At 65.7% G+C, this 14006-nt stretch carries 12 protein-coding genes and 2 pseudogenes; 9 read left to right on the top strand and 5 right to left on the bottom strand.

Annotation, left to right across the window (positions count from 1 at the left end):
• The first annotated feature begins 228 nt into the window (after positions 1-228).
• The 7 genes from DVS29_RS17435 (at position 229) to DVS29_RS17405 (ending at position 9400) form a co-directional block, all read left to right on the top strand.
• Positions 229-1338 carry an ABC transporter substrate-binding protein gene (locus tag DVS29_RS17435; RefSeq protein WP_118181726.1) on the top strand — a complete coding sequence of 370 codons (1110 nt, stop codon included), beginning with the start codon at positions 229-231 and terminating at the stop codon, positions 1336-1338.
• Positions 1339-1469: 131 nt separating this feature from the next.
• Positions 1470-2402, top strand: a complete 933-nt coding sequence (locus DVS29_RS17430; protein ID WP_118181725.1) for an ABC transporter permease — start codon at positions 1470-1472, stop codon at positions 2400-2402.
• Entirely contained in the window at positions 2399-3190 is a 792-nt protein-coding gene (locus DVS29_RS17425; protein ID WP_118181724.1) for an ABC transporter permease, read from the top strand. Before DVS29_RS17430 ends, DVS29_RS17425 begins: the two co-directional genes overlap by 4 nt.
• Positions 3191-3208: 18 nt before the next feature.
• The gene (locus tag DVS29_RS17420) at positions 3209-4276 is read left to right on the top strand and encodes an ABC transporter ATP-binding protein (protein WP_118181723.1); all 1068 of its coding nucleotides are present in this window, start codon (positions 3209-3211) and stop codon (positions 4274-4276) included.
• A gap of 399 nt (positions 4277-4675) precedes the next feature.
• Positions 4676-5956, top strand: a complete 1281-nt coding sequence (locus DVS29_RS17415) for a dicarboxylate/amino acid:cation symporter (protein WP_118181863.1) — start codon at positions 4676-4678, stop codon at positions 5954-5956.
• Between the two features lie 128 nt (positions 5957-6084).
• Positions 6085-8028, top strand: a complete 1944-nt coding sequence (locus DVS29_RS17410) for a sensor histidine kinase (RefSeq protein ID WP_240655667.1) — start codon at positions 6085-6087, stop codon at positions 8026-8028.
• A 25-nt stretch (positions 8029-8053) separates the two neighbouring features.
• Complete coding sequence (locus tag DVS29_RS17405) at positions 8054-9400, top strand: sigma-54-dependent transcriptional regulator (RefSeq protein WP_118181861.1); 1347 nt, start codon at positions 8054-8056, stop codon at positions 9398-9400.
• Positions 9401-9503: 103 nt separating this feature from the next.
• Here the strand turns inward: DVS29_RS17405 and DVS29_RS17400 are convergent, their stop codons facing one another.
• Positions 9504-10022 (bottom strand): peroxiredoxin family protein, encoded by a 519-nt coding sequence (locus DVS29_RS17400; protein ID WP_118181721.1) that lies wholly within the window; start codon positions 10020-10022, stop codon positions 9504-9506.
• Positions 10023-10273: 251 nt separating this feature from the next.
• On the opposite strand from DVS29_RS17400, the gene DVS29_RS17395 reads away from it, so the two are divergent.
• Positions 10274-10792 carry a hypothetical protein gene (locus tag DVS29_RS17395; RefSeq protein WP_420816122.1) on the top strand — a complete coding sequence of 173 codons (519 nt, stop codon included), beginning with the start codon at positions 10274-10276 and terminating at the stop codon, positions 10790-10792.
• A gap of 340 nt (positions 10793-11132) precedes the next feature.
• On the opposite strand, the pseudogene DVS29_RS17390 reads toward DVS29_RS17395, so the two are convergent.
• From DVS29_RS17390 to DVS29_RS17385, 3 genes and pseudogenes are all read right to left on the bottom strand, one after another.
• A pseudogene (locus DVS29_RS17390) lies at positions 11133-12181 on the bottom strand (YifB family Mg chelatase-like AAA ATPase); the annotation flags it as partial.
• Between the two features lie 93 nt (positions 12182-12274).
• Positions 12275-12670: pseudogene (locus DVS29_RS38340) on the bottom strand (magnesium chelatase domain-containing protein); the annotation flags it as partial.
• Between the two features lie 95 nt (positions 12671-12765).
• Entirely contained in the window at positions 12766-13017 is a 252-nt protein-coding gene (locus tag DVS29_RS17385) for an accessory factor UbiK family protein (protein WP_118181719.1), read from the bottom strand.
• Positions 13018-13416: 399 nt separating this feature from the next.
• Here DVS29_RS17385 and DVS29_RS17380 point away from each other — a divergent pair, with 399 nt between their 5' ends.
• Positions 13417-13755 carry a P-II family nitrogen regulator gene (locus DVS29_RS17380; protein WP_006048089.1) on the top strand — a complete coding sequence of 113 codons (339 nt, stop codon included), beginning with the start codon at positions 13417-13419 and terminating at the stop codon, positions 13753-13755.
• Between the two features lie 4 nt (positions 13756-13759).
• Here DVS29_RS17380 and DVS29_RS38160 read toward each other — a convergent pair.
• Positions 13760-14006, bottom strand: a 247-nt coding sequence (locus DVS29_RS38160; RefSeq protein ID WP_205962472.1) for a hypothetical protein, incomplete at its 5' end; no start/stop codon positions are given.

Below are 14006 nucleotides of genomic sequence, written 5' to 3'. Positions count from 1 at the left end.
CGGCGGGCGCATGAGACAGTGGCCTCCGCGCCTTTCCAAGACTAACCTTCCATCACGCCATGTTTTTTTGACAGTGTCATGATCTAGTCCCCTTCGACCGATATGATCCGCCGCGGAATCCGCCCCCTGTCGCGCCATCCGGCGTCGGTTGCACAGTGAGGCTGCATTAAAAAGACGTAAAACAGCAGTTTTCCCAACGTAGCAACTTCGGCAGAGAATGGAGATACGATGAAACGCACCGCGCCTCATCTGGTTTCGGTAACGGCTTTCGCGGCGATCGCCGCGGCAATGGCAGGCAGCGCGCACGCGGCGGCGTCCGATGCGCTCGTCGCGGCGGCGAAGCAGGAAGGCCAGCTGACCGTGATCGCGCTGCCCCACGACTGGTGCGGCTATGGTCCGATGATCGAGGCTTTCAAGGCCAAGTACGGCATCAAGGTCAACGAACTGAATCCGGACGCCGGCTCGGGCGACGAGGTCGAGGCCATCAAGGCGAACAAGGGCAACAAGGGTCCGCAGGCGCCGGACGTGATCGACGTGGGTCTGTCGTTCGGCCCGACGGCGAAGGCGGACGGCCTGCTGCAGCCGTACAAGGTGTCGACGTGGAAGTCGATTCCGAACGACCAGAAGGATGCCGACGGCTACTGGACCGGCGATTATTACGGCGTCCTTGCGTTCGAAGTGAATGCCGACATGATCGACAAGGCGCCGACCGACTGGAGCGATCTGCAGAAGTCCGACTACAAGAACGCGGTGGCACTCGCGGGCGATCCGCGTTCGGCGAACCAGGCGATCCAGGCCGTGTACGCGGCGGGTCTGTCGTCGGCGAAGGGTGACGCCAGCAAGGCCGACGCAGCGGGCCTCAAGTACTTCGCCGAGCTGAACAAGAACGGCAACTTCGTGCCGGTGATCGGCAAGGCCGCATCGGTTGCGCAGGGCACGACGCCGATCGTCGTGCGCTGGGACTACAACGCGCTCGCCGACCGCGACACGCTGAAGGGCAATCCGAAGGTGCAGGTGGTCGTGCCGAAGACGGGCGTCGTTGCGGGCGTCTACGTGCAGGCGATCAGCGCGTATGCGCCGCACCCGAACGCCGCGAAGCTGTGGATGGAATACCTGTATTCGGACGAAGGCCAGCTCGGCTGGCTGGCAGGCTACTGCCACCCGGTCCGCTACAACGAGCTTTCGGCGCAGAAGAAGGTGCCGGCCGCGCTGCTCGCGAAGCTGCCGGCCGCGAGCCTGTACAAGAACGCCGTGTTCCCGACGCTGCAGCAGCAGGACGCGACGAAGACGGCCGTGACGAAGCAGTGGGATAGCGTCGTCGGCGCGAACGTCAAGTAAGCGTTACGACGAAAGACGAGGATGCGGGCGCTGCGCGCGAGACGGTTTGCCGTTCTCGCGCGTTCGCCCGCATTCGCGCGTACGAGCATCCGCGAGCTTTCCATCGCTCACCCATCGTTCCGGGATGACCTATGAGCGCATCATCCAATGTGGACCCCGACGGTCCCGATCTCGTCTCGCCGCCCGCGCCGGGTCCGCTTGCCGGCCGGCCGTCCGACCCCGCGCGTCTCTTGACGCTGATCGGCGTCGCGCCGTTCTTCATCTTCGCGCTGCTGTTCCTGATCGTGCCGACCGTCTACCTGATGGTGGGCGCGTTCCAGAACGCGCAGGGCCAGTTCACGCTCGATAACTTCAGGCAGCTGTTCGACCCCGAAGTGCTGAGCGCGTACTGGATCAGCATCAAGGTGAGCGCGGCATCGGCGGCGGGCGGCGCGGTGCTGGGCGTGCTGCTCGCGTGGGCCGCGGTGCTTGGCCGGCTGCCCGGCTGGATCCGCCCGACGCTGATGACCTTCTCCGGGGTCGCGTCTAACTTCGCGGGCGTGCCGCTCGCGTTCGCGTTTATCTGCACGCTCGGCCGCGTCGGTCTCGTCACGATGCTGCTGCGTCACTACGCGCACGTGAATCTGTATTCGACGGGCTTCAGCATCCTGAGCTTCTGGGGGCTGACGCTCACTTACCTGTACTTCGAAATACCGCTGATGGTGCTGATCGTCACGCCCGCGCTCGATGGCCTGAAACGCGAATGGCGCGAGGCGTGCGACTGTCTCGGCGGCACCGCGTGGCACTACTGGCGGCTGATCGCGCTGCCTGTGCTGTGGCCGAGCGTGCTCGGCGCGGCGCTGCTGCTGTTCGCGAACGCGTTCGGCGCGGTCGCCACCGCGTATGCGCTGACAGGCAGCTCGCTCAACATCGTGACGATCCTGCTGTATGCGCAGGTGCGCGGCGACGTGATGCACAACCAGAACCTCGGCTATGCGCTCGCGCTCGGCATGATCGTGATCACCGGCTTCTCGAACGGCGGCTATATCTGGCTGCGTTCGCGCGCCGAAAGGGGGCGTCGATGAACAGCCAATCCCGTGTCGGCGCGTGGATCGCGATGATCGTCGGCGCGCTGTACTTCCTGATTCCGCTCGTCGCGACTTTCGAATTCAGCCTGAAGATGCGGCGCGACACGTACAGCTTCGATGCGTACAAGGTCGTGCTGAGCGATCCGCACTTCCAGTCGTCGTTCGGCTACTCGGTGCTGATGGCGCTCATCACGATCGTGATCGGCGTGCTGCTCGTCGTGCCCACCGCTTACTGGGTGCAGCTGCGGTTGCCGAAGCTGCGGCCCATCGTCGAGTTCATCACGCTGCTGCCGCTCGTGATTCCGGCGATCGTGATCGTGTTCGGCTACCTGCGCATCTACAACAGCAGCTCGTGGCTGCCGATGACCGGCAACGAGCGCGCCACCGACCTGCTGCTCGCTTTCGGTTACGTGACGCTGTCGCTGCCGTACATGTACCGCGCAGTCGATGCCGGCCTGCGCGCGGTTGACGTCCGCACGCTCACCGAAGCGGCGGAAGCGCTCGGCGCCGGCTGGCCGACCATCCTGTTCAAGGTGATCTTCCCGAACATCCGCTCGGGCATCCTGTCGGGCGCATTCCTGACGTTTGCCGTCGTGATCGGCGAGTTCACGATGGCGAGCCTGCTCGACCGTCCGGCGTTCGGTCCCTATCTGCAACTGATCGGCGCGAACCGCGCATACGAGCCGTCCGCGCTCGCGATCATCGCGTTCATCGTCACATGGGCATCGATGGGCCTGATCCAGGTCTTCGGCTCCGTGCGCGCGGTGGCCGCTCCCAAACCCTGATGAACTGAGGCGCGAGTCATGGCATTCCTTGAGATCGAAAGTCTGCACAAGTCGTTCGGCACGCATACCGCGTTGCATCACTTCGACATGCAGATCGAGCGCGGCGAGTTCATCACGTTTCTCGGGCCGTCGGGCTGTGGCAAAACCACCGTGCTGCGAATGATCGCCGGCTTCGAGAATCCGACGCGCGGCGCGATCCGCATCGCGGGCAAGGACGTCACGCGTCTGCGCACGCGGCAGCGCAAGGTCGGTATGGTGTTCCAGTCGTACGCGCTGTTTCCGAACATGACGGTCGCGGACAACATCGGCTTCAGCCTGAAAGTGGCGGGGCGGTCGCCGAACGAGATCAAGAAGCGCGTCGACGAGATGCTGCAGCTGATCAAGCTGCCGCTCTTCGGCGAGCGCTTCCCGTGGCAGCTTTCCGGTGGCCAGCAGCAGCGCGTCGCGCTGGCGCGCGCGATCGCCGGCAAGCCGGAGGTGCTGCTGCTCGACGAGCCGCTGTCCGCGCTCGACGCGAAAATCCGCATCTCGCTGCGGCAGGACATCCGGATGCTGCAGCGCGAGCTCGGCATCACGTCGATCTTCGTCACGCACGACCAGGAGGAGGCGCTGTCCATCTCCGACCGCATCGTCGTGATGAACGAGGGGCGCGTCGAGCAGGTGGGCACGCCGTCGGAGATCTACAACTTCCCGCGCACGCGCTTCGTCGCGTCGTTCGTCGGCACGCTGAACCTGCTGCCGGGCAAGATCGTCGACCCGGCGACGGGCCGCATCGCGGTGGACGGCCAGGAGCTGCGGACCACCCACACGCTGCCCGCCGACGATGCCGGCAAGGCGCGGCTGCTCGCGGTGCGTCCCGAGGCGATCCGGCTGGAGGCGCCGGTGCCGGGGCGCAACTCGCTCGCCGCGACCGTGGAAGAAATCGACTTCCTCGGCGCGGTGGTGCGGATTCGCGCGCGCGTGAAGGAGGCGATCGTGTCGCTCGACATCTTCAACGACCCGAACCGCACGCTGCCGGAGCGCGGCGAGCCGATCGCGCTCGGCTTCTCGCACGAGAACCTGCTGGTGCTCGAAGAGGGCGCCTGAGAAAACGGCTCAGCGAGCGCCGCGCAGTCATCGGAGTCCGGATTCCGCGACGCCCGTCGTCCGGAATTCCGGAAACCCGGATCGAAGCGCGGCGTCGGCTTATAAAAACCCAGCAAAATCAAGGCTTAACGTCGAGCCTTCAACTGGCATTGCCCTTGCAGATGTAGCGTCCGCGGCCACCATGGCCGGACAACTACAGACAAGGAGACAGTCAATGCAAACCTTCTTCCCTTTCCGGTTCACCTGAACGCGGCCCACTGTGCTGCGCGCCCCTGTTCGGCCGTCGCGCGCCCACAGTAACCCGTTCGAGCGTCCGTCGCCGCCGATGCATGCATGCGTGCGCAGGCGACGATGGACAAGGCGGCCATTCACCCGCTTGTTCTAATTGCAGGAATCATCGTGAAAAAGCCCATCCACAAAGTGCTCTACGTGCAGGTGATCGTCGCCATCGTCATTGGCGTGATCCTCGGCCATTACTCGCCCGCCATCGCCGTCGACATGAAGCCGTTCGGCGACGCGTTCATCAAGCTGATCAAGATGGTGATCGGGCCGATCATCTTCTGTACCGTCGTCACCGGCATCGCCGGCATGCAGGACATGAAGAAGGTGGGCCGCGTCGGCGGCAAGGCGCTGCTGTACTTCGAGATCGTGTCGACCTTTGCGCTCGTGCTCGGTCTGATCGCGACGCACGTGCTGAAGCCGGGTGTCGGCTTCAACGTGAATCCGGCGACGCTCGACGCGAAGGCGGTCGCTTCGTTCGCGGAAAAGGCGCACGGGCAGTCGTCGGTCGATTTTCTGATGCACATCATCCCGGACACGATCACGTCGGCGTTCGCACAGGGTGAGATCCTGCAGATCCTGCTGATCGCGCTGCTGTTCGGCAGCGTGCTCGCGACCATCGGCGAGCGCGGCAAGGTCGTCACCGACCTGATCGACAGCTTCTCGCACGTGCTGTTCGGCGTCGTGCGGATCGTCACGAAGCTCGCGCCGATCGGCGCGTTCGGCGCGATGGCGTTCACCATCGGCAAGTACGGCATTGGCTCGCTGATTCCGATGCTCAAGCTGATCGGCACGTTCTATCTGACGTCGGTCGTGTTCGTCGTCGTGGTGCTCGGCATCATCGCGCGTGCGGTGGGCTTCAACATCCTGCGTTTCGTTGCGTACATCAAGGAAGAGATGCTGATCGTGCTCGGCACGAGCTCGTCGGAAGCGGCGCTGCCGCAGCTGATGCAGAAGCTCGAAAAGCTCGGCTGCTCACGTTCGGTGGTGGGCCTCGTCGTGCCGACCGGCTACTCGTTCAACCTGGATGGCACCAACATCTACATGACGATGGCCGTGCTCTTCATCGCGCAGGCCACCAACACGGACCTCACGCTGACGCAACAGCTGACGCTCCTCGCGGTGACGATGCTGACGTCGAAGGGCGCGAGCGGCGTGACGGGCGCGGGCTTCATCACGCTTGCCGCGACGCTGGCCGTGGTGCCGACGATTCCGCTGTCGGGCATGGTGCTGATTCTCGGCATCGACCGCTTCATGAGCGAATGCCGCGCGCTGACGAACATCGTCGGCAACGGCGTGGCGACGGTCGTCGTGTCGGCCTGGGAGAAGGAGCTGGATCGCAACCGCCTGAACGCGACGCTGAAGGGCGAAGTGCGTGTGAGCGAAACGGCCGGCGCCTGAGTTTTTTCGCCCACCGTGCCGCGGCGGCGCGCCTCTCGCAACCGCAGAACCGCCGCGGCACGGCATCCGGCGCCTGACCCTGGATGAGGGAAACCCTCCGGGCCGGGCGCCCGACGGCGTGTGCCACAATGAAAGGCCTCGTTCCTGCCGTGGAAGCGCACAACGTGACGCGCCGTCTCCTGATCCTCCTTGCGCTCGTCGCCGGTCTTGCTGTGGCCTGCGGTCTCACATGGGCCATCAAGTGGCAGCGCGGCATCGACACGCTCCGGCAGAACGCCGCGGTACGCGTGAATCGCACCACCAGCGCGCTCAAAGCCACGCTCGACCGCTACGAATCGCTGCCGTATCTGCTCGCCGGCCATCCGCTCGTGCAGGACGTGCTGGCCGATCCGACGCCTGCGGGTGTCGATCGCGCGAACCGCTACCTCGTGGACATGAACGCGCACGCACGCGCCACGGCCACCTACATCATCAAGGCCGATGGCCTGTGCATCGCCGCGAGCAACTGGTCGCAGCCGGACAGTTTCGTCGGCGTCGAATACCGTTTCCGGCCGTATTTCGACGATGCGGTGAAAGTGGGCAGCGGCCGCTTCTTCGGCATCGGCACGATTTCGCACGATCCGGGCTACTACATTTCGCAGGCCGTCTATCGCGACGGCAAGATGGTCGGCGTCGCCGTCGTGAAGCTGAACCTCGAGTGGTTCCAGGGCGTCGATGCGACCGATCCGCTGCTCGTCACCGATACGCACGGCGTGATCTTCCTGAGCTCGGTGCCGGCATGGAAGTACCACACGATCCGGCCGCTCTCGGGCGAGGTCGAAGCGTCGATCTTTCAGACGCAGCAGTACGCGCAGCAGCCGATCGCGGCGCTGCCGGTGACGGTGGAGCGCAAGCTCGAAGGCGACGCGCAGATCGTGCGCGTGGGTGGCGGACGTTACGCGCCGCGCTACCTGGAGACGCGCCGTGCGCTCGGCGAGCCGGACTGGCATCTGATTACGCTGGCGTCGCTCGACCCGGTCGTCTCCGATGCGCGCAACGCGACGATCATCACCGGCTTCGGCTACGTACTGTTGTGCCTGTTCGCGTTCTACTGGCGCATGCGGCGCGCGCGGGTGCGCGAGATGATCCGCAGCCGCGCGCTGCTGCAGCAGGCGTATGCGGAACTCAACGAGCGCGTGGCGGAGCGCACCGCCGATCTGTCGGAGGCGAACGAGCAACTGCAGAAGGAAGTCGCGGAACGCACGCGCGCCGAACAGGAACTGCGCGCCGCGCACGACGAACTGATCCAGGCGAGCAAGCTCGCGGCGCTCGGGCAAATGGCGGCCGGCATTACGCACGAGCTCAACCAGCCGCTCGCCGCGTTGCGCAGCTTCTCCGACAACACACGTGTGCTGCTCGCGCGCGGCGATCAGGCTTCGGCGCAGGACAATCTCGAAGCGATCGGCGCGCTCACCGAGCGAATGGGCAAGATCACCAACCAGCTGAAGCTGTTCGTCGGTCGCGCGCGGCCGCGCAGTGCGCGCACGCTGGTGCCGCGCGCATTGCGCAACGTCGTCGCGTTGCTGCAGCCGCGGCTGCAGCACGTTTCGTTCGCGGTGACGTTGACCGATGCGGCACTCGTGCTGCCGCTGACAACCTCGTTTACCGATCTGCGCCTCGATGGCCTCGAGCAGGATCATCCCGCGCTCGTCGCGACCTGCGACGAGCTGCGTTTCGAACAGGTGCTGATCAATCTCGTCGGCAATGCGCTCGATGCCGTTGCAGGCATCGCGTCGCCACGCATCGGTATCGACATCGACGCGCAGCCGGAGTCGCTGTCGTTCATCGTGCACGACAACGGCCCGGGCATTCCCGACGACGTGCTGCCGCGTCTCTTCGAGCCGTTCTTTACGACGAAGGAGATGGGGCAGGGTCTGGGTCTCGGTCTTGCGATCTCGTCGTCGATCGCGCGCGATGCCGGCGGTTCGCTGACCGCGCGCAACGGCGCCGACGGCGGCGCGATGTTCGTGCTGACGCTGCGCCGCGCGCGCACGTCATCCACGGCGAGCGTTAGCGCTGGTGCGTCCACATGAAAAAAACATCGAGTCATACGCTATGGTGAGCAACGGCCTCAAGGTGCTGTACATCGAAGACGACGAGCTGGTGCGGCGCGCCAGCGTGCAGAGCCTGCAGCTTGCGGGCTTCGAGGTCGAAGGCCATCCGTCCGCGGAATCGGCGGCGCGCACACTGCAGCCGGACTTCGCGGGCGTCGTGGTCAGCGATATCCGGCTGCCCGGCGCGAGTGGGCTCGAACTGCTCGCGCAATGCCGCGAGCGCGCGCCCGATGTGCCGGTGATTCTCGTCACCGGTCACGGCGACATCTCGATGGCGGTGCAGGCGATGCGCGATGGCGCATACGACTTCATCGAGAAGCCATTCGCGTCGGAGCGCCTGATCGAAACGGTGCGGCGCGCGCTCGAACGCCGCACGCTGGTGCTGGAGAATCTCGCGTTGCGCCGCGAGCTCGCGGAGCAGGGCACGGTCGCGCCGCGCATCATCGGACGCAGCCCCGCGATCGAGCAGGTGCGTCGCCTGATCGCAAACGTCGCGCCGACCGATGCGCCGGTGCTCATCAACGGCGATACGGGCGCGGGCAAGGAGCTGATCGCACGCAGCCTGCACGAGCTGTCGCCGCGTCGCGACAAGCCGTTCATCGCGGTGAACTGCGGCGCGCTGCCGGAGCCGATGTTCGAGTCGGAGATGTTCGGCTACGAGCCGGGCGCGTTCACCGGCGCGGCGAAGCGGCGCATCGGGCGCATCGAGCATGCGTCGGGCGGCACGCTGTTTCTCGACGAAATCGAGAGCATGCCGCTGTCGCTGCAGGTGAAGATGCTGCGCGTGCTGCAGGATGGCGTGCTGGAACGGCTCGGTTCGAACCAGCCGATCCGCGCGAACTGCCGGATCATTGCAGCCGCGAAGGGCGATATGGCCGCGCACGTGACGGCGGGCACCTTCCGGCGCGATCTGCTGTACCGGCTGAATGTGGTGACGATCGCGCTGCCGCCGCTCAACGAGCGCCGGGAGGACATCGTGCCGCTCTTCGAGCACTTCCTGCTGGATGCGGCCGTGCGTTACCAGCGCCCGGCGCCGTTGCTCACCGACCGGCAACGGATGAACCTGATGCAGCGCGACTGGCCGGGCAACGTGCGCGAACTGCGCAACGCGGCGGACCGGCTGGTGCTCGGTGTCGTCGACGATGCGGTGGCGACGTCAGCCGCCGATGGGCCGACGCAGTCGCTGAAGGAGCGCGTCGAGCAGTTCGAACGCGCGGTGATTGCCGAGGCGCTCGAACAGACTGGCGGCGCGGTGGCGGTAGCGGCGGATCGTCTGCAGCTCGGCAAGGCGACGCTGTACGACAAGATCAAGCGCTATGGGTTGGCGGTGCGTGGAGACGGCGAACGGTGAGTTGCTGTCTTTCGCGCCGCGCGACGGCGGCGGCATGCTGAAACGACAACGCCCGCAGTTTGAGCTGCGGGCGTTGTCTTGTATGCGGTTGGAAGCGCGGAGATCAGGTCGTGGCCAGCGCCTTTTCGAGCAGCTTGTCGAGCTCCGCGAACTGCGGTTCGCCGACGTAGCGCTTCAGGATCTTGCCGTTGCGATCGATCACGAAGGTGGTGGGCGTGAGCTGCACGTTGCCGAACTGCTTCGCAGCCGTGCCGTCGTCCATCGCGACCTTGAACGGCAGCTTGCGCGTTTGCGCGTAGTTCGCGACGTACATCGGCGCATCGTAATTCATCGCGACCGCGACGAACTCCAGGCCCTGGTCCTTGAAGCGGTTGTAGGTGCTCACCATGGACGGCATTTCCTGCATGCAGGTGTCGCAGTTCGTCGCCCAGAAGTTGACGAGGTAGACCTTGCCCTTCAGGTCCGCGGTGGAGACCTTCTGGCCCGACAGCAGCGTGAAGGTCGCATCCGGCGCGCGCTGCTGGCTGTTGAACGCGAAGTAGCCGACGACAGCGAGTGCGACGACGACGACCGCGGCCAGAACCAGGCGGACAGGATTGCGGGAAACGGAAGTGGAACTCATGACGAACCTCTTGACGCGGACGGCGCATCCGGACGCGATGCGGGAGCTGCGCTATTGTAGCGTCAATCGTTTGAACGGGCCGTGAACTGTCCGTATCCCGGCCATAAGCAGGCCGTCCGGCGGCGAGATGACGGCTAAGGCGCGATAATGATTTTTTCGGTCCCTGTCTATCCGCTTTTGGTCTTATGCTTCGTCGCCAGCTTCCCCGCTTCCCGAGCTTCTCTTCCCATGTCTCACCCTGGCTGCGCCGCGTGGCGTTCGCGCTGTGCGCGGGCGCGATGCTCGCCGCCTGCTCGCCGACCTACGACTGGCGCACGATCTCGAACGACGACAGCGGCTACACCGTCGACCTGCCCGCGAAGCCGGGCAACGACGAACGCCAGATCGACATCGGCGGTGTGCCGATGAAGATGCGGATGCAGACGGCGGAAGCCGGCCATACGGTGTTCGCGATCGGCACGGTGATCCTGCCGAAGGACGATCCGCAGCTCCAGCAGAGCGTGCTCGCGTTCCTGCGCGACGGCCTCGCGCGCAACCTTGGCGTGGCGCCCGACGCGCGTGCCGCGCAGATTCCGCTCGCGATGGGCGGCAACGTGCCTGGACTCGAGATGGCGTTCAGCGGCAAGGCTGGCCCAAAGGAGGAACAGCGCACGCTGCACGCGCGGCTCGTCGCGAAAGGCAACCATGTCTATCAGGCTGCGGCAATCGGCCGCGAGGAGCTGCCGCCTGAGCAGCTGGACCAGTTCTTCGGATCGTTCAAGCTGTACTGATCGCTTCACCTCGGTAATTCGTGCTGCCGCCGGTCGCGCTAGATGTGAAGACCGAGTGAAAGTCCTTTCGCAGCTTTTGGCGCTAATCGACGGATTTCACAGCAGTTTTCCCGTTACCCACAAAGCCTGTGGATAACTTTGTTGAGAACTCCCCGGCGAATCGCGCCAAAGCCCGTCGCACGGGCATCGAGACAGTTTGCCCGGGAACTTCGCAAATAAAAAATCCCAATAAAATCAACGGTATTGGATTTAACATTTGCGGTCGCCTTTCAGATGTATCAAAACGTACGCGATTCGAGACGGTGTGCATAAGTCAAGTCTTGACAGCATTTTTTTTGCTTCAACCGCCGTTGAAAACCCGTCGATACTGGATCGCCTCGGCGATCTGTCCCGCAGTCGGCGTCGCGTCGCCGGCCAGGTCTGCGATCGTGCGGGCCGCGCGCAGCACGCGATAGTGAGCGCGCGCCGACCAGCCGAAGCGTTCGCCTGCTTCACGCAGCAGCGCTTCGCCGGCGCTGTCCGGCCGGTACACGTCGTCGGCTTCCCGCCCTGAGAGCTCGCGGTTCGTTTTGCCCTGACGGTCCAGCTGCCGTTGCCGAGCCGCCGCCACGCGCGCGGCGATCGCCGCGCTCGGCTCGCCCGGCGTGGTGGCCCGCGCCGACAACTCGGCCGGCGGTACCGCCGGAATCTCGATCTGGATGTCGATCCGGTTCAGCAGCGGACCCGACACCTTGCGCAGATAGCGCGCCGCAATCTCCGGCGTGCACCGGCAGCGACCGCCCGGGTCGCCGCGCCAGCCGCACGGGCACGGGTTCATCGCGGCGATCAACTGGCACGCGGCGGGGAAGTCGCTCTGCAACGCGGCGCGCGAGATCGTGATGGATCCGGCTTCGAGCGGTTCGCGCAGGGTCTCCAGCACGTGCCGGTCGAACTCCGGCCAGTTCATCGAGGAACAGGACGCCGAGATGGGCGAGCGTGATCTCGCCCGGCTGCGGCGGATTGCGCCCACCGACCAGCGCCGCGGCGCTCGACGAGTGGTGCGGCGCGCGGAACGGACGCTTCCTCCACTGCGACGGCGAGAAGCCGGCGCGGCTCGCGGACAGCAGCGCGGCCGAGGTCAGCGCCTCGTCGTCGGTCATCGGCGGCAGCAGGCCGGGCAGGCGCGCGGCGCGCGCCGCGCTGGCCGATCACATCGCGCATGTCGGGTAACTCCGCCTCCCGCACGGCGCCGGCCGGCACGGCGGTGACGGGATAGAGCTTCGCGTCGGGCTCGCCCGCGAGATGCGCGCACAGCGACGGCAGGTCCGTTGCGCCATACACGTCGACGTTCGGCACCAGCGCGGCTTCACGGGCGCTCGGTGCCGGCAGGTACAGTTCGGCCGGGCGCGGTGGATTCTCGTGTGCGAGGTCGGGGTCGTTCTGGGCGCTGGCGTCATCCGCGGTAGTCACGGCTTCGGCTACCCGGCGTGCCCGCCGCGCGCCGCTGCGGGCGGTGCCGCACGCCATCGCGAACGCGCCGCGCATCGGCCGCAACGCACCCGTCAGTGACAGCTCGCCCGCGAACTCGCGGCCGTGCAGCGCCTCGGCGGGCAACTGACCGTTGGCGGCGAGGATGCCGAGTGCGATCGGCAGGTCGAAGCGGCCGGATTCCTTGGGGAGATCGGCGGGCGCCAGGTTCACCGTGATGCGGCGCACCGGGAATTCGAAGCCGCAGTTCTGAAGCGCGGCGCGCACGCGTTCGCGGCTTTCGCGCACTTCGAGATCGGGCAGTCCGACGATCGAGAAAGAGGGCAGTCCGTTGGCGAGGTGGACCTCGACGGTGACTGCGGGCGCACGGCCAGAAGCCGGCGCGCGGCTGCGCACCAGGGCAAGCGACATGTTTTCTCCCTTCAGGCGGCGCGACCGCAGTGCGCCGCCGCCTTCAAATACTGATGAACCGGTTCGCTTGCCGTTGGTGGGGGCGGCCTGAACGCTTACTGCTGGGTGGCGGGCAGCTTCTGCTCCAGCTCGGCGACGCGCCGCTCGAGCTCCTCCAGACGCGCGCGGGTGCGGATCAGCACCTGGGTCTGCGTATCGAATTCCTCGCGCGTGACCAGATCCAGCTTCGAAAAGCCTTGCGACAGCATCGCCTTCACGTTGCGTTCGACATCTTTCGCCGGCGAGTTCTTGAACAGATCGGAGACGCGCGCCTGGAAATCGTTAAAGACGTCGTTCGGTTGCTTCATGGTGTTTCCCCTTGATTGCACAAAAATTGTGCATGTTTCGTTACCGCTGTGCCCGGTTCCAGATCATGTTCGCTGCTGGTGCATGCGCAACCGCTGTCGACCTGGTTGCGGGTGGCTTTGGTGCACGACCGTCCGTCCACAGCCTGCGGACACTCTAGCAACGATCCCGGCAACGTGCCACAAGCCCCGCCGACCTTAGCCGGACAGCCAGGGTGGCGCATCGCCGCTCCGGCATTCCCTTCCGGTCGGTAAATATTGCGCATGGCATAGACGTTGCTGTTACTGCCCCGCGCGCTTCCAGGACACTCGACGGTGGCGCATCGGGACGGAGCGGAACGGGCCGTACCCGACGCAAAAGGCATAGGAAAGCAGGGTGACGCAACCACAGCGAGGGATTTCATGAAACTCATTACCGCAATCATCAAACCGTTCAAGCTCGATGAGGCGCGCGAGGCTCTGTCGGCCATCGGCGTCTCGGGAATCACGGTGACCGAGGTCAAGGGCTTCGGCCGCCAGAAAGGACACACGGAGCTGTACCGCGGCGCGGAGTACGTCGTCGACTTTCTGCCGAAGGTGAAGATCGAGGCAGCGGTCTCCGACGACATCGTTGACCAGGCGATCGAGGCCCTCGAACGCGCGGCCCGCACCGGCAAGATCGGCGACGGCAAGATTTTCGTCACGCCGATCGAACAAGTAATCCGGATCCGCACCGGGGAGACCGGCGCGGACGCCCTGTAATAGCTCAGAGAAAGCGACAAGAGGAAACAGAGATGCGCAAACTTTTGATGTCCTTGATGGTGGCCGGCTCACTGCTGGCGGGCGGCATTGGCGCCGCCCTGGCGGACGATGCGTCCGCGCCGGCAGCGGCTTCGGCGCCCGCTGCCGCGGCTTCGGATACGACGGCGAGCGCGCCGGCCGCGGCTGCCTCGGCGCCCGCTGCCGACGCCTCGGCGGCACCGGCGGCCAGCGCCCCGGCGGACGCCTCGGCC

It is taken from the genome of Paraburkholderia phosphatilytica (assembly GCF_003443895.1).
GTDB classification, from domain to species: domain Bacteria; phylum Pseudomonadota; class Gammaproteobacteria; order Burkholderiales; family Burkholderiaceae; genus Paraburkholderia; species Paraburkholderia phosphatilytica.
The sequence above is the reverse complement of the archived record's forward strand: the minus strand, read 5'-3'. Positions and strand labels throughout refer to the sequence as shown.

Bases quoted from the DNA above. Each gene is read 5' to 3' on its own strand.
- DVS29_RS17380 (WP_006048089.1), top strand. From the start codon at position 13,417: ATGAAACTCATTACCGCAATCATCAAACCGTTCAAGCTCGATGAGGCG.
- DVS29_RS17430 (WP_118181725.1), top strand. From the start codon at position 1,470: ATGAGCGCATCATCCAATGTGGACCCCGACGGTCCCGATCTCGTCTCG.
- DVS29_RS17425 (WP_118181724.1), top strand. From the start codon at position 2,399: ATGAACAGCCAATCCCGTGTCGGCGCGTGGATCGCGATGATCGTCGGC.
- DVS29_RS17435 (WP_118181726.1), top strand. From the start codon at position 229: ATGAAACGCACCGCGCCTCATCTGGTTTCGGTAACGGCTTTCGCGGCG.
- DVS29_RS17400 (WP_118181721.1), bottom strand. From the start codon at position 10,022: ATGAGTTCCACTTCCGTTTCCCGCAATCCTGTCCGCCTGGTTCTGGCC.
- DVS29_RS17410 (WP_240655667.1), top strand. From the start codon at position 6,085: ATGAAAGGCCTCGTTCCTGCCGTGGAAGCGCACAACGTGACGCGCCGT.
- DVS29_RS17420 (WP_118181723.1), top strand. From the start codon at position 3,209: ATGGCATTCCTTGAGATCGAAAGTCTGCACAAGTCGTTCGGCACGCAT.
- DVS29_RS17385 (WP_118181719.1), bottom strand. From the start codon at position 13,017: ATGAAGCAACCGAACGACGTCTTTAACGATTTCCAGGCGCGCGTCTCC.